Below are 20,879 nucleotides of genomic sequence, written 5' to 3' on the forward strand. Positions count from 1 at the left end.
CTGTGATCGCTCTCAGTGTTAATCTCAACAAGATCGCCCTGATCCGCAATTCCCGCGAGGGTAACTTCCCCGATGTCACTGCCCACGGTCGGATATGCCTAGACGCTGGTGCGCAGGGTATCACCGTACACCCACGCCCAGATCAGCGCCATATCCGCCCCAATGACGTACGCGAATTGGCTGCACTGTGCCGCGATCGCCAGGGTATTGAGTTCAATATTGAGGGCAATCCCTTTGCCCTGCACCAGGGGGACTATCCCGGCCTGATGCCGTTAGTACTGGAAACCCAACCAGATCAGTGCACCCTGGTCCCCGATAGCAACGACCAGCTAACCTCCGATCACGGCTTCAACCTCAAGCTCGATGGCCCGCGCCTGGTCCCCCTGATCGCCAGACTCAAGGGCGCCGGTGTCCGAGTTAGCTTGTTTATGGATCCAGATCTAGAGCAGATCAGCCTGGCCAAAGATGTGGGTGCTGATCGCATTGAGCTGTATACAGGCCCCTATGCAGATGCAGCCGCAAAACAGAGCGCGGAGCTGGAAGAAATCTTCAGCGCTCACTGCGCCGCCGCCGAGCATGCACGCCAATTGGGACTGGGGGTAAATGCGGGCCACGACCTGAACCTGGTCAACCTGCCCCGCTACCGCACCCTGCCAGAATTACAGGAAGTCTCAATCGGCCACGCCCTCACCGTAGACGCCATCGGTATGGGGCTGGAGAATGCTGTTAAAGCTTACCTGGACTGCCTCGCCGGCAACTGATGAAGACACTCAACATTATTGGTGCCGGGCGCCTGGGGAAAACTCTCGGGCGCTTGTGGCAACAGACCGGTTTTTTTCAAGTTCAATCGATTTTTAACCGCAGCCTGGAAAGCGCACAGGCTGCCGCCGAGTTTATCGGCGCCGGGCACGCAGTAGCCGCGCTGGAATTGATGAAGCCCGCAGACTTCTGGCTAATCGCTTGCAGCGATAGCGAGATTGCCGCAACAGCTGAACGCCTCGCCAACCACCTTGGCGAACGCGAAAACATAGCTGCCTTCCACTGCAGTGGCGCCCTGAGCTCACAAGTGCTCGAAGTGCTGCGCCCTGCCGCTATCGCCAGCGCCCACCCGGTGCACAGCTTTGCCGACCCGCTGCGCTCCCTCGACAGTTTCGCCGGCTGTAGCGTCGCCCTAGAGGGCGAAAGCTCTGCAACAAAGGCTTTAGCAGAAGCTTTCACTACCATAGGCTGTGAAATACTCAACATCGAAGCCCAGCACAAGTCTCTATACCATGCCGGTTCGGTGATCGCGTGCAACTATCTCACCGTACTCATAGATCTCAGCCTGAGCAGTTTCGCTGCGGCGGGTATCGACCGCGATAGTGCCCTCAAGTTACTGGAGCCAATTGTTCTGCAGACTGCACAGAATAATATGGCTCTTGGACCGGAGAATTCTCTCACCGGCCCGATCGCCCGGGGCGACCTGGAAACGGTAGCCAACCAGCTGAAAGACTTAACCTCGACAGCCCCGGAACTCGCGCACCACTATCGCCAACTGGGCCTCGCCTGTGTAGAGTTGGCGCGGCGGGGCCAGCTATCCGATGAGAGCGCGGCCAAATTAATCGAACTACTGAGCGAGCCAATGCGGTGAAAGACTCCTCTGAATACCTAAAAAAAAGGGCCTTTTTCGACAGCCTTCTGACTATTTATGGACGCAAGCCGGTGCTCGAAGCACTGGAAGACCCTGAACTTCCGGTACACAAGCTGCACCTGGCTAGCAGCAACCGACGCGACCAGCTGATCAGTCGAATGGAGTCTCTGGCCGAGGAGCGCCAGATAGAAATCTCCTACTTGGATCGGAAAGAACTCTCCCGCATCTCGAAAAATTCTCGCCAGGACCAGGGTGTAGCGCTGGATCTGGCCCTACCCAACTACGGCAACTACAAAGCCTTCCTGCCCAAGAATGAGGCTAAGACCTACGAACTTTTAGCGCTGGACGGTATTACCAATCCACAAAATCTCGGCATGATTATCCGATCAGCCTGTGCCGGCGGTGTGGATGGTATTCTCCTGCCGAGAAAGGGCTGCGCACAGATTGACCCACTGGTGATCAAAGCCAGCACCGGCACTCTGTTTAAAACCCAGATACTACGGTGCGACACCCTGGCCGATGCACTAAGCGATTTTCGCGATTCCGGCGCACGTATCTGTGGCCTGTCCTCCCATGCCTCAATGACCCTTGCAGAGGTTCCCGGTAACAAACCAACTATTTTTGTTCTGGGCAATGAAACCCGCGGGGTTAGCGATGCGGTCACCAAGCAGTGTAACGAGCTAGTGCGTATCCCCATGCAAAATGGTGTGGAGAGCCTCAACGTAGCGGTTACTGCGGCACTGATCAGCTTCCGGCGCCAAGTTTAATCCGCCCAGGGCATCTCTGTGCAAAAGGTGCCCCTTCTTTCACTTTCAGCTCCCTAATTACCAACTACACCCCTCTCGAAGATTGGCTACCCACAGATTCTGTGGATATCTCTGAGGATAACTATTCTTTCCCTGTCGCAAAGGCCCATGGTTGCGCCAATGTGACAATCTGAAGAAAAAATGACCAGCTTTTGAAACGCCCAAAAAATCAACGAGTTACAGTGAATTACAAGATAAAAGCAAGAGACGTGCGCACCAGTTAAGCGCCATTTGAAGTAAAGGGCTCAGCTGTGGAAAGTGGCACGCTTGGCGGGGAAAATAGAGAAATGGGGCGCCAAGCGCCCCATTAAAGAAGTGAGATTAAGCGCTTACTCCCACTCGATGGTAGCCGGTGGCTTGCTCGATACATCGTAAGCCACGCGGGAGATATGCTCTATCTCATTAATAATGCGGTTGGAGACTTTCTCAATCAACTCGTAGGGCAAATGCGCCCAACGCGCCGTCATAAAGTCCACGGTTTCCACGGCTCGAAGCGCCACTACATATTCATAGCGGCGGCCATCGCCCACCACACCAACCGATTTCACCGGCAGGAATACCACAAATGCCTGACTGGTTTTGTGGTACCAATCAGCCTTGTGCAACTCCTCGATAAAGATGGCGTCTGCCTCGCGTAAGATATCGGCGTACTCTCTCTTTACCTCGCCGAGAATGCGAACGCCCAGGCCCGGTCCCGGGAAGGGGTGGCGGTAAACCATATCGTAAGGCAGGCCCAACTCCAGGCCGATTTTGCGCACTTCATCTTTAAACAGCTCACGCAGTGGTTCCACCAGTTCAAACTGCATATCTTCCGGCAAGCCGCCCACGTTGTGGTGAGACTTGATTACATGGGCTTTGCCCGTTTTGGCGGCGGCAGACTCAATCACATCTGGATAAATAGTACCCTGAGCCAGGAACCTCACATCCTGCAATTTGGACGCTTCTCGATCGAAAATCTCGATAAAGGTATTGCCGATAATTTTGCGCTTGGCTTCAGGCTCATCCACACCTGCCAGACGTGAGAGGAAATCCTCTTCCGCATCGGCGCGAACAACCCGCACGCCCATATTGTCGGCAAACATTTGCATCACCTGATCGCCCTCATTTTTGCGCAACAGGCCGTTGTCCACAAAAACACAGGTCAGCTGATCGCCAATAGCCTTGTGCAGCAGTGCCGCCACCACAGAGCTGTCGACTCCCCCGGAGAGACCCAGCAACACTTTGCCATCACCTACCTGTTCGCGCACTTTGGCAATGGAGTCCTCGATAATATTGGCCGGGGTCCAGAGCTTTTCACAACCGCAGATGTCGATGACAAAGTGTTCATAGATGCGCATACCCTGCAGGGTATGTGTCACTTCCGGGTGGAACTGTACCCCAAAGAAGTTCTTGTCGGCGGAGTACATACCAGCAATGGGGCAGGAATCGGTGGAGGCCATCAGCTCAAAGCCTTCCGGCATTTGCACGACTTTGTCGCCGTGGCTCATCCATACATCCAGCAGCGCCTCACCTTCATCGTTGAGGTGATCTTTGATATCGCGCAGCAGATTGGAAGTGCCCTCTACTTTTACCTGGGCGTAGCCAAACTCGCGGACGTTACTTCCCTGTACGGCACCACCTAGCTGGTGTGCCATGGTCTGCATGCCATAGCAAATCCCCAGAACAGGCACGCCCAAGCTGTAAACCACTTCTGGCGCGCGGGGAGAGCCCTCTTCCGGTACAGATTCGGGCCCACCGGCCAGGATAATACCTTTCGGGTTATATTCGCGGATCTCTTCCTCGCTCATGTCGAAGGCGCGAATTTCGGAAAAAACACCCAGCTCGCGCACTCGGCGGGCGATCAATTGAGTGTACTGGGACCCAAAGTCGAGGATCAGAATTCGACTGGAGTGGATATCTTGGCTCATGATTGACTCATTAACAGAATAAATAACGGCAAACGGACCTGAAAGGTCCGTTTGCGGCTTGGTACTGAAAGTTGTTCACCGAGAGGCTTAGCGTCCGCCCACCGGGTAGTTGGGCGCCTCTTTGGTAATCTGCACATCGTGTACATGGGACTCACCCATGCCGGCGGCAGTTACCCGCACAAATTCTGGACGGGTGCGCATGGTTTCAATATCCACACTACCGGTATACCCCATAGCAGAGCGCAGGCCACCAAGCATCTGGTGCACAATGGCAGACAGAGGGCCTTTATAAGGGACGCGCCCTTCAATACCTTCCGGGACCAGTTTTTCAGCGCCCTTGCTGGCATCCTGGAAGTAGCGATCGGAGGAGCCCTGGGTCCGCGCCATGGCACCGAGGGAGCCCATACCGCGATAGGACTTGTAAGTACGCCCCTGGTATAGCTCCACCTCACCCGGCGCCTCTTCGGTACCGGCAAACATAGAGCCCATCATTACGGAAGATGCACCCGCAACAATTGCCTTGGAAATATCACCGGAGTAGCGGATACCACCATCGGCGATCATAGGTACCCCTGTTCCTTTAAGCGCAGTGGAAACCTCAGCAATTGCCGTTACCTGGGGCACACCGATACCCGTCACGATTCGGGTGGTGCAAATAGAGCCGGGGCCAATACCTACCTTCACCGCATCCGCACCAGCTTCAACCAATGCGCGCGCGGCGTCGCCAGTGGCAATATTGCCGCCAATTACATCCACTTGAGGATGCATTTCCTTAATGCGACGCACGCGATCAATTACGTTGCGGGAATGGCCGTGGGCAGTATCCACAACCAACACATCCACACCGGCCTCTACCAGAGCCGCTACGCGGTCATCGGTGTCAGGACTGGTGCCCACTGATGCGCCAACACGCAGGCGGCCATCGGAATCTTTACAGGAGTTCGGGTACTGCTCTGCCTTATTAAAGTCTTTAACGGTAATCAGGCCGCGCAACTCAAAATCATCGTTCACAACGAGTACTTTCTCGATGCGGTGCTTGTGCAGCAATTCGCGCACATGATCAGAAGAAGCATCTTCGTGTGCAGTTACCAGGCGCTCCTTTGGCGTCATGACACTGGCAACACTCACATCCAGATCGGTAAGGAAGCGAACATCGCGGCTGGTAACAATACCCACCAGATCTCCTTTATCCATTACCGGAACACCGGAAATATTGTGATGGGTTGTCAGGGCGATCAATTCACGCACGGTGGCATCCGACTCGATCGTAATCGGGTCTTTTACCACACCGGCTTCAAATTTCTTCACCGCACGCACCGCAAGAGCCTGCTCTTCAATGGACATGCTCTTGTGGATAATGCCGATACCACCTTCCTGCGCCAGGGCAATTGCCAGGCGCGCTTCCGTTACTGTATCCATAGCAGCGGAGACAATGGGAATATTCAGGGTGATATTGCGGGACAGCTGGGTTTTAAGGCTGACATCCTTGGCGGTCACCTCGGAATAACCGGGCACAAGTAGGACGTCGTCGAAAGTGAGGGCTTCGCGCGCGATGCGCAGATTGGATTCAGACATTGTTGACACTCAAACCTCGAATAGGCGGGATTGGGTATCGGCGCGATTATACCTCTCAGGAATAAAAGCGCAAATGGCATTTCATAGAAAATCGGATTTAACGAGTAAAGCACTTTACCTATAAGGGGGATACTGCAATATTGCTCCGCCAGTTTTCACTTGAGAGGCACAGATGCAATCCAGCCCAGCAACTCCCAACAGCAAACGCAGTGTCCTGTCGGTAAGCGATTTGAACCGGGAGGTGAAACAGCTGCTGGAGGGCAGCATTCCACTACTGTGGATCAGCGGGGAAATCTCCAATTTTACTGTGCCCAGCTCCGGCCACTGGTATTTTAGTTTGAAAGATGCCCGCGCTCAGGTGCGCTGTGCCATGTTTCGCGGGCGCAACCGCAGTGTGGCTTTTCGCCCACAAAACGGCCGAGAAGTGCTGATCCGCGCACGGGTTAGCCTCTATGAGGGCCGCGGTGAATTCCAGTTGATCGTGGAACATATGGAGGAAGCCGGCTTCGGTGCCCTGATGCGCCAACTGGAACAACTCAAAGCCAAATTACAGGCCGAAGGGCTATTCGACAGCGCCCGAAAACGCGCCCTGCCCTATTTGCCCACCAATATTGGCATTATCACTTCCCCGACTGGTGCCGCGATTCGCGATATGATCCATGTATTGGGTCGACGCCACCCTGGAGCGCGAATTGAACTCTGGCCAGTGGCTGTACAAGGCCAGGGAGCGGCGCAACAAATCGCCGGCGCTATTGAAAAAGCTGGCCGCAGCGGTCGCCACGACCTACTTATCGTGGGGCGTGGCGGCGGCTCTTTGGAGGATCTCTGGCCTTTCAATGAGGAGGTTGTTGCGCGAGCCTTGGCCACCTGCCCCATTCCCACAATTTCTGCGGTAGGCCACGAAACAGACACGACCGTTTCCGATCTGGCTGCCGATCTACGCGCACCCACCCCCTCAGCAGCAGCGGAAATTGCCAGTGCAAATGCCGCTGAGTTATATCAACAGCTGGAAAATAGCAGGCTTCGATTATATAGGGCCATACAGCAGCAGGTTCGCCACTTACAGCAGAAAATTATGTTGAGCCGTAATCGTTTACGCCACCCTCGCGAACAACTGCAAAACCGCTCGCAACGCCTGGACCACCTGGAGATGCGCCTATTGGCCGCAGGCCAGCAGCAAATTCAGCAGCGCCGCAACCAATTGGCAGCAGCTCAGCGGGCCTTTACCCACTACCAACCCCAGAGGCAATTACAGAAAAAAGGAGAACAGCTGAAATTTGCGCAAAGCACTTTGCAACGCGCGGCTGAGCGCCTTTTGCAGCAAAAAGCGGACAGGCTCAACCACCAAGCACAGTTACTTCACAATGTGAGCCCACTGGCTGTTTTACAGCGCGGCTATGCTATTGCCAAGGATTCCCAAGGTAAACCTCTAAAAGACAGCCACACGCTCGAAATAAACCAGGAAATTGAAGTTCAATTGGCCCGGGGTCACTTTTCCGCCAAGGTAGAGAACATCAGTCACTAAAACCAGAAAATGGGCTGAAGAGGCACGACACTATAATCCACACATAGAGAGCTTTTGGAGCTATCTATGAGGTGTCGTTATAAAGCTATCAGCCCCTATTGCTGGATTTTTTTATACTTTTTTATACTAATTCTCGCACTTGCCGGATGCTCCCCCAAAGTACCCGAAGATTCAGAGAAGTCAGGTACTTTACAACCTACGGCCCCTTCAGAAAGTAGCCCTCAGGCAAATACCCCAACCGGGGAGAAAAAAAGTCCTACTGTTATTCCTGCAAAAGAACAACAGGTCAATTACATTGAAACCGGGGACCTCAGGGAAATAAAAAAACACGGCACCATCCGCTTCGTGAACTTGACCGGAGCAGCGGAAAACCTATTACCTAGAGACGGAGTAGTCAGCCTACGTCACTTCGAGCTGGGAAATAAACTCGCCGACCAATTAAAGCTGGAGGCCAAGTGGATTAAGGCCCCAACCCCCGACAAAGCAGTAGAAATGCTAATTGCCGGTGAAGCTGATGTCATTGCCTATAACCTAACAGTGACCGATGCGCGCAAGAAAATCATTGATTTCAGCGTCCCCATGCGTCAATCCCGCCTGCAGCTAGTTACAGGCCCTTCCGGACCAGATATTAGCGACCCGAGCAAACTTAACGATGTTGAATTAATTGTTCCGCAGGGCTCTGCCAATATAGAAGCTGCGCAGCAATTAATTGCCAAATATCCTGATGCAAAACTTTCTGTGCGTGAATTTGTTATTCACGGTAATCGCGATGGTTTGATTGATATGCTCAATATGAAAAATAATCGGGTCGCGATTCTCGAAAACTTTTCTGCGGAGGATTTACGCAACTATAGGGACGACTTACGCCTAGGGGCTTATGTTAGCGAGATGCAGAATATCGCCTGGGGAATGCGCAAAGACACTAAGCGACTCAACTCCACCGTGGATAACTTTATTACTCGCAATCTGGTGAAAGCCCAGGAAGAGCGCATCACCGACTGGAAGGGCATTAAAAAATCTGGCGTTATTCGCTTGCTTACTTATAACGGCCCCACGACCTACTTTATTTGGAAAGGTCTGTTAATGGGGTTTGACTATGAGTTGGCAAAAGCCTTCGCAGACAAACACAAACTGCAGTTACAAATTATTGTGGTGCCGTATGAAGAGAGCTTAGCGGACTGGCTCAGGGCCGGACGCGGGGATTTTGCCGGATCGGAACTCAATATCACCCCATCCTATGAGCCACAAGGGATGGTATTCACCAAGCCCTATGTAGAGTCGGCAGAGCAAATCATAAGTAGCAAAAATAAACCCCCAATCGAAAAAATTCAGGACTTGAGCGGCCGAAAACTCACTCTACGTGCCTACTCTTCTTTTATTGACACAGCTAAAACTCTGCGAGACGCAGGTATTGACGTAGAAGTTCAGGTTGCACCGCCGGATATGTCCCAATCACAAATTTTCTCTTTGATCTCGGACGGTCTAATCGATGCCACCATTTCAAATTCTGGGCGCGCAAAAATTGAGGCTTCAGTACAGCCCAATTTGGTACTAGGTACGTTACTCGGAGACCCCCAGCCCCAAGGCTGGCTGGTTCTACGCCAGAACTGGCATCTACTGAAGAACCTCAATAAATTTATCGAGGGCTATAGAAAAACTGCGAAGTATAAAAAACAGTATGCGGCCTACTTTGAGCCCAACAAACGCTTTATGCAGAGGGTTAGCACCCGAATAATACCAGGGGAAAACCTCTCCCCTTATGATGACCTGGTAAAAGAATCGGCTTATAAATATGATTTTGACTGGCGCATGATCGTTGCACAAATGTGGCAGGAAAGTAATTTCAATCCGAAAGCGGTTTCACCGGTTGGTGCGCAAGGTTTGATGCAGGTAATGCCGGCAACCGCAGAGGAAATGGGCTTTCCACCCCCGCTGTTTGAACCTGAGCGCGCCATTAAAGCCGGTGTAAAATATATGGACTGGGTCAGAGACCGGTTTAACCCCTCCCTGCCCACGGTAAACAAGCTCTGGTTCACTCTAGCCTCATACAACGCTGGTTATGGCCACCTTCTCGATGCACAGCGCCTCGCCAAACAGTTGGGCCTAGACCCCAACGTCTGGTTCGACAATGTAGAAGTAGCGATGTTAAAGCTGGCCCAGCCCCAGTATTTTAAGCGTGCGCGTTATGGCTATGTACGGGGATCGGAGCCCGTGCAATATGTGCGTAACATCAGCAATCTCTACAAGGCCTATGTAGAAATGATGAGCGACGATGCCAGTGTAGCTGTGCCCCTACAGAAAGCACCGGGTATCAGCTATTGCTCACCACTCCACACCCCAGAGGGGGTTATCCAGCAGATACCCAATTACTCCGCTCCGTAGGCTACCAACGTAGATTCTCCAAAGATCACAAGGTGAGCACAATTTTCCCAACGATCTTGCCAGACTCAAGAAGCCGATGTGCTTCGGCAACCTCCTCCAAAGGGAAACGTGCAGCAATCTGAGGGTGGATTTTACCAGTTTTTATTAATGGCCAAACTTGTGATTCCAAAGAGTGTGCAATACTGGCCTTAACCTGTGTGGATCTTGGCCTTAAGGTCGATCCGGTAAGGGAAAGCCGCTTTAACATCACCGGTAACATATTCACTTCGACTCTGGCTCCCTGCAGATAGGCGATATTCACGATACGGCCATCATTCGCAGCCACTTGAATATTACGATCAATATAGCTACCACCCACCATATCCAGAATCACATCCGCTCCATGTCCTGAAGTAGCTTCTTTTACTGCCTGTACAAAATCTTCTTCCCGGTAATTTATTGCTCGCTCGGCGCCGAGTTGCACACAAGCCGCACATTTTTCTGCGGAACCAGCTGTGACGAAAACCCTGGCCCCCAGCTGGTGTGCCAACTGAATAGCGGTAGTGCCAATACCCGAGCTACCGCCATGTACTAAGAAAATCTCTCCACTTTTCAAACGAGCCCGATCAAATACATTGGCCCAAACCGTGAAGAAAGTCTCCGGTAATGTCGCAGCCTCCACCATAGATAAAGAACCGGGTATTGGTAGGCACTGCCCTTCTGGAACCGCCACAAAATCCGCATATCCGCCACCATTAGTTAGGGCACAGATCCTATCGTCAACTTGCCAGCGTTCAACGCCTTCACCCACAGCGGCCACCCGACCGGAAACTTCAAGCCCAAGAATAGGGGAGGCACCTGGAGGCGGTGGGTAATGACCATTGCGCTGAACGATATCGGGACGATTGACACCAGCGGCAGCTACCTCAACCAACACTTCACCTGGGGCGACCTCCGGTCTGGGCAAGTCCGCCAACTGCATGACCTCGGGGCCTCCATATTCCGGTAGATCAACAGCACGCATTATTCGCTCCTTTATCCTTTAAATTCTTCACGACACTATTCAGTGATGGCGACAAACCCTGAAACCATCAGAGAGATATTGAGCACTACTGTACCGCTAATAGGAGGGAATTACAGGAGGGTAAAAGCAATGTGGCCGGGAACACTTGCACAAATCACCGAAAGATCCTGTAAGCAAGTGGCCCGGCCAAGAAATGCATTAACTGAGAACCAATATCTCAATTAATTCCAAAAGTGAGTTACGATTTAAAGCTCGTATAAGAACTCCACTCCCATTACACGGCCTTTATTCAGTGGTGTGAAACTGGCGCCAATTCCTCCCATAACAGGAGGTAACTGGGTATTGTTACCCTCCGCCATTTCATCCAGCATATTCTTGCCGAACAACGAAACCGTATAGCTTCCATTATCCGGTGTATAGCCGATGCTGAAATCCAGCATATCCACTTCTGACAACATGCCGCGATTGTCATCGGTGTAAGGAGCTTCATCTCTATGATTAAAATTCACACGAGAAGTTAGGGTGCCGAAGGCGCCTAACTGCAAGTCGTGGATAAAGCCCATGCCGTAGGTCCAGGGGGCCAGACGCGGAATCTCAAGACCGAGATCGGTACTATCTACAAGTCCATCGCCATTTAGATCACCCAGCACCTTATCGTAGTCACCGTCAACATAGCCAACATTAAAGGTAAACAGCAGATTTTCACTAAGGGCCGCCATAGCCTCCAACTCGGCCCCGCGGATGGTGGCATCGGCAGTATTGCGGATGATTTGTGCAACCCCTGTTACCGCATCAGGAAGGTTTTCCTCACGTTGCATATCATCGATAGTATTGTGGAATACCGCCATATTGGTGCGTAGACGCCCATCCAGCCAATCCACTTTGGCGCCAATCTCGAAGCTGCTCTGCTCCTCTTGATCGGTAACCTGTGGAGAATAGGGCCTTTCAGTTAAAGGATTAATTCCTGCATTGCGGAAATTGTAACCGCCGCTGCGGAAGCCCTTGGTCCAGAAGGTATACAACTGAGTATCATCGGAGACGGACCACTGCAGGCCCACCTTGGGCGTAAAGGCATTCCAACTCTCGCTATCTTTATAGTCGTAGCCTGCACAGCCGTCTAAAGAGCAGAGATTCAGGGGAATAGAGGCTATCTTGGCATCTTTTTTCTCACTGGAGTAGCGCCCCCCCAAGGTCAAAACCCAAGCTTCATTTAAGTCAATATCCGCCTGGGCAAATACGCCATAAGTGCTGTGATCCTGTTCACCGCCTCCCGTCCAGTCAATTGTCCCGAAACTTAAAAGACGATTCTCCAAGTAGGTGACATCCTGGCTAAACCAGTAAACACCAGTAGTCAGAGCAGTGCGACCAAAACGCCCAGAGTAGCGCAGCTCATTACTAAGCTGGCTCTGATCCACACTGGAATCAGCATGGAACAGCGTAACCGGTAGAGAGTCGATATCACCCAGCCCGTGAGCCTCATATTCCCTCCAGGCGAGAATATTGGTGATGGTGCCATCACCAAAGGCAACATCTTTATTGAACTCGGTAATAATCTGGCTCCACTCATCTTTCTGGTAGCCTTCCTCATTTTGTGCCACCTCAAAAGAATCTCTGCCGTTATCCCAATCATCAATGCCAATTGACGCAGCAATCAGTGGGGCACTTGGAGCAAATTGCAAACCTTCCCTAGTCTGAACATAAGTCGATTCATAACCGCGGTTCTGAGCCACCACACCATCAGAATCCATGCGGCCGTGCTCCATACGCACCAATAGCTCCGCTGTATCGCTCAGCTGGATACTAAAGCTTGGCCGAATAAACCAGCTGTCGGAAGCACCGGCATTGTCGTTGTTAGTGGCAACGTTTTCGAACCATCCGCGGTCATCGTTGTAATAAACCGTTAAACGGCCGTTGACCGTATCGGAAATGGCGCCGTTAATGGAGCCGGCTGCGACAGTATCGAGATTGTCAGTGGTGGATATTTTAAAGCGTGTAGAAAATTCATCCGTGGGGCGGGCAGTCTTTATGACCACTGCACCACCAGTTACATTGCGGCCAAATAGCAGGCCCTGTGGACCCCGCAAGACTTCAACACCTTCCAGGTCGAACAGGTCGGTCACCACACCGGCGTTCACACCCAGATACATACCGTCCACAAACACACCGACGGTAGGATCAATAGAGGGAATAGAACTATTGATACCCAGGCCGCGTACCGTGAAGTTTGCGGTATTTTTTACCGTGCCCACATCTTCCAATTGAACATTGGGCATTTTGAAGGAAAGGCTTTGCAGATCCTTGGTGTGCAGAGCCTCTAACTGATCGCCAGAATAGGCGGTGGCCGCTACGGGAACCTCCTGCAGGATTTCTGCATCGGCACGTTTGCGGGCGGTGACTTGCACCTCCTCCATTAGAGTACCTACCGAACCCTCAGCGGCAAAGCTGGGGATCGCACCACTGGCCAACCAAAGAGTCGCTACAGAACAGGCGGAAAGCAGAGCGGAGTGCTGCTTAAGTTTTGACGGACTTCCCATGTTTTCTCTCCATTGTTTTATTGTTTTTATCTACAACAACGGACTTATCGCAATCGGTACTGCCTTATCCCGCCGCTCTACTCTCTCTGTGGAGGTTCCGACTTTGCGGGATTCCGATCCAAGACCGCGCTGATAAAGAGGCACAGAATTCGCATGTTTTCTGTGACTCAAACAGATTACAGGCTAGCCACGCCCGGTGGAAGTCTATTTATCGCGGATAACGATAAAAATAACTCAATTAGTCTGGAAAGTTCGTTGGAAGAGGAAAAACTAAATCCTGACTAAAAAAATAGAACTAAACATGCACTATTTGAGTGCGAACTTTTTACTCGCCCACACCCAATATTCCCTTTAAAAAGTAAGGAATCAAAATTTATTTTTGTTAAGAGCAGCCAAGACGTGAGTTAAATCTAGCTTGATGAATTTAAAAAATGCAGTAACGGCGAAATACAGGCTCAAACTTCGTTATCTTCAACATAAAAGACCTAGCAGTCAGCAAAATTACTCGGTTAATAGACTAGATTTTTCTGGGTGTGGATACTGAGAAATGGTACTTATGAATATTCTGTTAAAAAGGTGTGACACTAATTACAAATTTCTCCACTTGATAAAAAAATAGATTTGACCATTAAGTCCAGCCACTTTATTGCCAGAAGTAACAAATTATTTTCACCTTATTAGTACATAGCAAACGACTCACCGGTAAGCTGGCCGAGCAATTCCTTATCAATTCGTCAACTGCAAATTCAGCGCTAGGATGCATCCGATCCCTTAACCGCTTGCAGATCAAGAGTCTGCTTTGCCCCCAAGTGTGATTACTTGATGCATCTCAGAAGCATCGAGGGTTTCTTTTTCTAGTAGCGCTTGTGCCAGGGCATCGAGTTCCTTGCGATGGCCCTGTAGAAGATTCTGGACTTCCGCCTCTATTGCGCTGACCAGGGCGATGACTTCGTCATCAATAATCTCAGAAGTATGCTCACTGAAATCTTTTTGCTGCGCCATTTCCTTACCAAGAAAGATATGCTCCTCCCCTCGGCGAAAGGCCACGGGTCCAAGTTTCTGACTCATACCCCAGTGCGTTACCATATGCTGGGCCAAGCGGGTGGCCTGCTTCAAATCGGACTCTGCCCCACTGCTGACTTCATTAAACACGACCTGCTCAGCCACCCTACCCCCCAACATCACACCGATGCGATCACGCAGGTAGCTCACTTTCATGTTGTGGTGATTTTCTAGTGGAATCTGTTCTGTTGCCCCGAGGCTGTGTCCCCTGGGAATAATAGTGGCTTTCTCCAACGGATCGGCATGGGGTAGTAGCATCGCAGTGAGGGCGTGGCCAGCCTCGTGATAGGCAACCGTCTTTCGATCTTCCTCACCCATTATCACTTCCCGCTCGCCACCAAGTACTACTTTGTCCCTGGCCTGTAGCAGACAATCCATATCCACGGCTGTCCTATTTTGCCTGCCCGCCAACAACGCGGCTTCATTAATCAGGTTTTCCAAGTCCGCCCCGGCGAAACCCGCCGTTAAGGCAGCCAAGCGCTCCAGATCGACTTCCCCATGTAGTGGGACATTCTTAGTGTGAATACTTAGGATGTCCCTTCGAGCAGGCCTATCCGGTAAATCCAGGGTGATTTTGCGATCAAAGCGTCCAGGGCGAAGCAGTGCCGCATCCAACACATCGGGACGGTTGGTTGCCGCTATCACAACCACCGCCTCCTGGGGATCAAAGCCGTCCATCTCGCCGAGAATCTGATTCAGGGTTTGCTCACGCTCATCGTGTCCCCCTCCCAGACCCGTGCCCCGCGCCCGCCCTACTGAATCAATTTCATCGATAAAAATGATCGCTGGAGCCTCTTTCTTGGCTTCAGCAAACATATCCCGCACCCGCGATGCCCCGACACCGACAAACATCTCTATAAACTCCGAACCACTGATACTGAAGAAGGGAGCATCACTCTCTCCTGCCAAAGCCTTGGCCATCAATGTTTTGCCTGTACCTGGGGGGCCCATCAGCAGAATACCGCGAGGAATCTTTGCCCCGAGTTTACGGTAGTGTTCAGGGTCTTTTAGGTAGCCGGCTATTTCTTGCAAGTCCCTCTTGGCATTGGCAAGGCCAGCCACATCAGCAAAAGTCACTTCGGATTCACTGCGTTCATAGCGTTTGGCCGGTGACCGGGCAAAACTGAATGGATTGCCTGGGGTCATGGCGCCCATTCGGGCCTGCATCCGGCGCCCCAACCAAACCAGCAAGGCAATTATCAAAACCCACGGCAACAGCAAGATCGCCATCCTTTGCCAAAATCCGCCCTGGGATGATTCCGCTTCAATTATTACCTGCTGCTTTTCCAGTAAGGGCATTAACTCTGGGTCCTGCACCGGGGGTATGGTCGTCTCAAAGCGTTTTTCTTCTGGCTTCTGGGCTTTATCTTTAGTCTCACTCTTTCCCTCGGGCTGCTTACTGGCTACTTGTTTGAAGACTCCGGTGATACGTTGTCCTTCAAAAAGTACACTGGCAATTTCCCCCTTGCTTAGCGCACTCTTAAAGTCACTGTAAGATAAAACCTCTCTTTCTGAACCAAACTGCCCATTCGAACAGTATTGAAGAGTGAGGATCACCAGGAAAAGGAGTACGACATACTGCAGCCAACCAAGTGGGCTCTGCTGAGACTGGCCAGAGAGAGGGGAACCTGGTTCCTCGGCAGGTAACTTCTTCCCCTTCTCATCGTCATCCGCCATTGCCATAAGATCTCACTGATATTGGGGGAGCCTACTATCCACAAATTGAAGCGCAATCCCTTTATGCTGGAACAATCAGTATAGTTCTCCGCCAACTATGCAGAGCCGGCATATGTATAGGCTCATAAAGCCTCGGGCTAACGAATGAGGGCGACGCTCTGCGGTCCCAATCAACCCCACCTAAAGGCCTGTGGCAACTATTGTTAAAAAGAACTTGCAAACTCTCGTTCCACGCGGCAAAATTCGCGCCCTATCGAACTCTCTGGCCCTGCGCCAAGGGACGAAAAAGTTCGATAAGTTGCGGATTTTTAAAGGATTTTCCTTAAAAGCAGTTGACTTAAGCAAATCAACTGACTATAGTTCGCACCCATAACGCGCTCGTAGCTCAGCTGGATAGAGTACCTGGCTACGAACCAGGCGGTCGGAGGTTCGAATCCTCCCGAGCGCGCCATACAAAAAGGGCCTGTAACGCAAGTTACAGGCCCTTTTTATTTTTCTGACTTTTTACCTACCTTATAGCTAACAACCTTCAGCTAAGTTAGCTGGCAAGATAGCCAAGCTTGGTTAGTCCCTGAAAAATTGAAAAGGCCTTGATAACAACCGAGGCCTCTTCACTCGCCGTACAATACGGAGATTCTCACACCTGCTTACTTGCAGATGTTCTCCTTCTGTACAACATCATATTTCTTCAACAACTCCTGATAGCGGCCACTGCTGCACAGCTTGGCAAGCCCACTATTGAAATCATCGCGCACCTTCTGATCACGGAACCCTACACGGAAATCGGTCATTGGAACGAAGATCGGGAAAAGATTAACCTGATCCATTTTATGTCCCATTTTATTACTCAAATGCTTAAACAGCTCCATATCTACAACCGCCACCACGTCTTTCATTTTCCAAAATTGAGCGACAAGATCGGGGGCTGTTGGAGCCTGAATAATATTCTGGCGCTGCGTACCATTGGGTCCATACATCTTTTCAAATTCCGGCCCTAAATCCATAGGCCCTCCCTGCCAAGTAATCACCTTCTTACCGGCCAAATCAGCAATGCTATCAATTTTCATTTTATCGGTAGCTTTGGTAATCGCGTAATTGGCAAAACTGATCATGTTATTAGAGTAAAAAAGACCATCATCTTTCTTCATCACATTAACAGCTGCCTGTACTTTACCCTGCTCAAGTGCTGGGGCTGTCTCTGCAAAACCCATCTGTTCAAACTGCACCGAATACCCAGGCAGCGCTTCCCGTACAATATCGACCTCCAGGCCACTGGTAGCATTGTTGATCACATAGGGGGGAGCATCGCCAGCTATTGCCACCTTTAAGGGTGTGCCGCCCGATTGGGCAACCGCCTGAACAAGAACACCGAACATCAACCCGAGAAAAACAACAACGGAGCGCATACGCATAACCATCTCCAAAGCGACAGAAAAATCACCCAGACGCCCTAAGTGTTGACACCGAATAGCTATTTATCAAGTCGCATCTTTCCACCATAGAAACAGACTTATACTCAGCCACCCCCTATGCCAGACATATTTTCTAGCCAAAGAACTTGAAAACGGCACGTAATCCCCCCAACTCAGAAAATAGTAAAGCGGTATGGCTATAGACCCCTATTGGAAAACTCTCAACATCAATCTTTTTCCTGAGAACTGCAAAGTCAAACTTGTATTTTGCTCAACCAGGTTTATACACCCCGCTAGAATTCCAAAGAGACTGAAGCAAAGGCCAGCCAGTATGGTATCGATTCAGAAACAACTCACTAAATATAAAAGAACTCTACACAATACAGATAATCGCAATAATCTGACAATCCTAGACTCACTATTGAGCACTGAGTTTCGAGAAGTAAGAAAGCCTGGTCGCAGCTTTAATGTTAACTCGATAGCCTCAATGGTGCAGATGGAGAAAAACAGCAAGTGGATAGCTCACAGTCAAGATCATAAATACATAACACTCTCTGAACCATTTCGGTTACGTCTTTTTCGGACCGCACACAACGATCAGCAGGAAAACCCCTATCAGTTCTGCAAGCTACCCTCTATTTGGATATTCAATAAACGGCAGAAACAAATAAAGTACCACCAAGGTACGACCTGTGAAACTTTTTCAATAGACGAGAATAATTCAGCCAAACAGCAGGCACATAATCTATGAGCGCTTTTATTGCAATTATCCTGCTCGCCCTGGCAATTTGGTTAATACCGATTCTTTATCGCCGCTGGCGCATCAACTATCGACGTGCACAAGTACTGACTCAGGAGCAGTTACAGCTTCTCAAGGAAGCGCTTCCTCTATATCACGATCTAAATAGTGGCCAGCAGAAAGAACTACGTGGGAATATCGCACTTTTTCTTCATGACAAAGAATTTGTCGGCTGCGAAGGCTTACAAGTGAATGAAAAAATGAAAGTCACGATCGCCGCCCATGCATGCCTTCTACTGCTAGGTCGTAAAAACGAGTGTTACCCCAACCTCTACACCTTACTACTCTATCCGGACACTTACGTTGCCCAGGAAACTCACCGAGAGGGTTATATAGAGACCCACAAGCACAGCGCACGGGAAGGCGAGGCACACTATCGCGGCCCCGTAGTACTCTCCTGGGGTGATTTGGAGGAAGATTTAGAGTTCCCTCAGCGAGGACACAATGTCGCTCTACATGAATTTGCCCATAAAGTAGATGAGGAAGATGGCTACTTTGATGGCCGCCCACTCTTTGAGAAGTCCAACGATGGCGACAACTGGGCTGCAGTAATGAGCCAGGAATTCCATCGCTTGCGCCAAAAAGCTGAATTTGGCCAGCTCCCCGGTGACAGCCCTTCCGTGCTGGATTTATATGGAGCCCAATCGCCCGCTGAATTTTTTGCTGTAGCCACTGAGAGCTTTTACACCATCCCCATTGCTATGCGCTCCCTACATCCAGAGCTCTACAGGGAACTGAGCCGCTTCTATCGACTGGACCCAGCAACACTGGTCGGAGGAAAAGCAGATAGTTCTCCAGGGCTATAACTCTTTCTCTTTAAAATCAACATAGAAATACAATAAGCTAATGGCAGCTTATAAAAGAAAAATGATATCGAACATAATTCCAGAAAACTAATACCAGGAAGTATCAATGGAAGCAATTGAGAAAGCGCTTAGCTTTATTATCGAAATAGAGAAGCTCAAAGACGTTCAACGGAAAACAAAACCAGTGGGATTGAATCGCTTCGAAAACTCCGCAGAGCACAGCTGGCATGTCTGTCTATGCGCGCTAATTTTGAAGGATTATTCAAATGACCCAATTAATATAAACCGGGTTTTAAAAATGCTACTAATACATGATCTTGGGGAAATTGATGCAGGGGATACCATAATCTACTCAAGTGAAACAAACGAGGTAAAGACTAAAGAAAAGAAAGGGTTAGAACGATTATTATCATTATTACCTGGAAGTATGAATATAGAATTGATGAAATTATGGGAGGAATTCGAGTCTGGAGAAACGGCTGACGCCCGATTTGCCAAGGCCATTGACCGAATCCCTCCCCTACTACATAACATTTATGGTGAGGGACACAGTTGGAAACAATACGGCATCACCAAGGATCAAATATTTTCTTTAAACGCACGTATTGGAAAGGGTAGTGAAGAACTTTGGTCTGAGATTAGCAGCATGCTAGAGGGAGCAATCAAAGATGGCATCCTCAAGTAAGGGCTTACTTGAATAGAATCAAGCATATAAATTTGAGCCATGAACTTCCCACAGGATAATGCTCAACCACCTTAGTCTGTTCTACAATCAATACCATTCTTGTATAGCTTCCCTTGATTGCTACCAATATCTGAATAGTTTCCAACTCCTTCTGGAATATAAATCGTGCCAAAAGTAGCCCTGCCAATCCTCGGAGCCTTTATTCTTTTTTTGCTTCACACCGCATCAGCCAATTCGCCTATTAAGTGCCAACCCTTATTTAACCATCAGGATGATAAGGTTGCTCAATACAATAGGTGCACCCAAATTGACTTCCAACCCAGTAGTATCGACGGATCGGCAACGATCATAATGCGGCGCAATAGCAAAGGGGCTTGTGCCTATACCACAGCTGTCCAATGTGGCAATAAAAACCTACAGATGGAGGAAATTGCTGCGATAGATTTCAAGATCTCTATTCCTGCGGGCAAATGTAACCCAACCGAGTGGATTGCTGTTTACATGTTCCCCTGGTGTGGAGAATCTGGGGGATGTTGGAGCGGCGGGGAACGAGAAGTGGACTTTGTAGAAACAATGGGCCTCAATGGCCCCGGTGACCTAGCCTCCAATTGGGGAGGCCATCCCAAGCAGGCAGAGTGGATTAACCAACATGGCGCCATCAGGGTCGATAGTGGCACTAGCCAGCATATCACTTTTACTTCCAGCCAAGTTCTCTCAGGACCCAAAAGCGGCACTTATCAATGGGACATTCGAGTGTGTGCCCCTTCGGCGACAAAGTGTGAAAACACTAATCAACTCTGGCATGCTTACCGTGAGAAAGGCCCAACTATTTTTGATGAGTCGATGATGATCGTTATTGACAACTGGGGAGTTGATCACCCACCAAAAGAGGGCTGCACTTTAGAGGTTACAAATATGCTAATCACTAAACACTTGAGGTCATCTAAAGAGTAGGCAAAATTCTGAACACTCTTACCATTTTCCAAAAAAAAGAGAGTAATTCAGCCATTTACTTATATATAGTCTTTGAGAATATCAAAATCTCAAAAAACTGATTAAATAATTGAATAAATCTA

The 20,879-nt window shown here is 50.1% G+C and carries 14 protein-coding genes and 1 tRNA gene; 9 read left to right on the forward strand and 6 right to left on the reverse strand.

Annotated elements, in window-relative coordinates:
* Positions 1–2: 2 nt before the first annotated feature.
* The 3 genes from ACJJIJ_RS12025 to rlmB are packed head-to-tail and all read left to right on the forward strand — an operon-like array spanning position 3 to position 2,397.
* Complete coding sequence (locus tag ACJJIJ_RS12025) at positions 3–761, forward strand: pyridoxine 5'-phosphate synthase (protein ID WP_444937504.1); 759 nt, start codon at positions 3–5, stop codon at positions 759–761.
* Positions 761–1,630: a Rossmann-like and DUF2520 domain-containing protein gene (locus ACJJIJ_RS12030; protein WP_444937505.1), complete on the forward strand. Its 870-nt coding sequence runs from the start codon at positions 761–763 to the stop codon at positions 1,628–1,630. The genes ACJJIJ_RS12025 and ACJJIJ_RS12030 overlap by 1 nt, the downstream gene beginning before the upstream one ends.
* Positions 1,627–2,397, forward strand: coding sequence for a 23S rRNA (guanosine(2251)-2'-O)-methyltransferase RlmB (gene rlmB, locus ACJJIJ_RS12035; RefSeq protein ID WP_444937506.1), 771 nt, complete (start codon positions 1,627–1,629; stop codon positions 2,395–2,397). Before ACJJIJ_RS12030 ends, rlmB begins: the two co-directional genes overlap by 4 nt.
* Before the next feature lie 368 nt (positions 2,398–2,765).
* Here rlmB and guaA read toward each other — a convergent pair whose 3' ends face one another.
* Complete coding sequence (gene guaA, locus ACJJIJ_RS12040) at positions 2,766–4,343, reverse strand: glutamine-hydrolyzing GMP synthase (RefSeq protein WP_444900177.1); 1,578 nt, start codon at positions 4,341–4,343, stop codon at positions 2,766–2,768.
* A gap of 87 nt (positions 4,344–4,430) precedes the next feature.
* Positions 4,431–5,918: an IMP dehydrogenase gene (guaB, locus tag ACJJIJ_RS12045; RefSeq protein WP_444886843.1), complete on the reverse strand. Its 1,488-nt coding sequence runs from the start codon at positions 5,916–5,918 to the stop codon at positions 4,431–4,433.
* Positions 5,919–6,090: 172 nt separating this feature from the next.
* Between guaB and xseA the strand changes: the two genes are divergently transcribed.
* Together xseA and ACJJIJ_RS12055 are read left to right on the forward strand one after the other, a co-directional pair.
* A complete protein-coding gene (gene xseA / locus ACJJIJ_RS12050; protein WP_444937507.1) occupies positions 6,091–7,443 on the forward strand; it encodes an exodeoxyribonuclease VII large subunit in 1,353 nt (450 codons plus the stop codon).
* Between the two features lie 66 nt (positions 7,444–7,509).
* A complete protein-coding gene (locus ACJJIJ_RS12055; protein ID WP_444937508.1) occupies positions 7,510–9,825 on the forward strand; it encodes a transporter substrate-binding domain-containing protein in 2,316 nt (771 codons plus the stop codon).
* Between the two features lie 25 nt (positions 9,826–9,850).
* Here the strand turns inward: ACJJIJ_RS12055 and ACJJIJ_RS12060 are convergent, their stop codons facing one another.
* The 3 genes from ACJJIJ_RS12060 to ftsH all read right to left on the reverse strand — a co-directional run bounded on the left by ACJJIJ_RS12060 (position 9,851) and on the right by ftsH (position 16,107).
* Positions 9,851–10,828, reverse strand: a complete 978-nt coding sequence (locus tag ACJJIJ_RS12060) for an NAD(P)H-quinone oxidoreductase (RefSeq protein ID WP_444937509.1) — start codon at positions 10,826–10,828, stop codon at positions 9,851–9,853.
* Positions 10,829–11,073: 245 nt separating this feature from the next.
* Positions 11,074–13,362 carry a TonB-dependent receptor gene (locus tag ACJJIJ_RS12065; RefSeq protein ID WP_444937510.1) on the reverse strand — a complete coding sequence of 763 codons (2,289 nt, stop codon included), beginning with the start codon at positions 13,360–13,362 and terminating at the stop codon, positions 11,074–11,076.
* A gap of 786 nt (positions 13,363–14,148) precedes the next feature.
* On the reverse strand, positions 14,149–16,107 hold the full coding sequence (ftsH, locus tag ACJJIJ_RS12070; RefSeq protein WP_444889716.1) for an ATP-dependent zinc metalloprotease FtsH: 1,959 nt from the start codon (positions 16,105–16,107) through the stop codon (positions 14,149–14,151).
* A gap of 368 nt (positions 16,108–16,475) precedes the next feature.
* Here ftsH and ACJJIJ_RS12075 point away from each other — a divergent pair.
* Positions 16,476–16,552: transfer RNA gene (locus ACJJIJ_RS12075), tRNA-Arg, on the forward strand.
* A gap of 196 nt (positions 16,553–16,748) precedes the next feature.
* On the opposite strand, the gene ACJJIJ_RS12080 is transcribed toward ACJJIJ_RS12075, so the two are convergent.
* On the reverse strand, positions 16,749–17,513 hold the full coding sequence (locus ACJJIJ_RS12080) for a substrate-binding periplasmic protein (RefSeq protein WP_444889715.1): 765 nt from the start codon (positions 17,511–17,513) through the stop codon (positions 16,749–16,751).
* A 747-nt stretch (positions 17,514–18,260) separates the two neighbouring features.
* Here ACJJIJ_RS12080 and ACJJIJ_RS12085 point away from each other — a divergent pair.
* The 3 genes from ACJJIJ_RS12085 to ACJJIJ_RS12095 all read left to right on the forward strand — a co-directional run bounded on the left by ACJJIJ_RS12085 (position 18,261) and on the right by ACJJIJ_RS12095 (position 20,757).
* Positions 18,261–19,118, forward strand: a complete 858-nt coding sequence (locus ACJJIJ_RS12085) for a M90 family metallopeptidase (protein WP_444923109.1) — start codon at positions 18,261–18,263, stop codon at positions 19,116–19,118.
* A gap of 106 nt (positions 19,119–19,224) precedes the next feature.
* Positions 19,225–19,803, forward strand: a complete 579-nt coding sequence (locus tag ACJJIJ_RS12090; RefSeq protein ID WP_444889713.1) for an HD domain-containing protein — start codon at positions 19,225–19,227, stop codon at positions 19,801–19,803.
* A 351-nt stretch (positions 19,804–20,154) separates the two neighbouring features.
* Positions 20,155–20,757, forward strand: coding sequence for a hypothetical protein (locus tag ACJJIJ_RS12095; RefSeq protein WP_444937511.1), 603 nt, complete (start codon positions 20,155–20,157; stop codon positions 20,755–20,757).
* The last annotated feature ends 122 nt before the right edge of the window (positions 20,758–20,879 follow it).

Source organism: Microbulbifer mixtoriginis (SeqCode) (assembly GCF_052467945.1).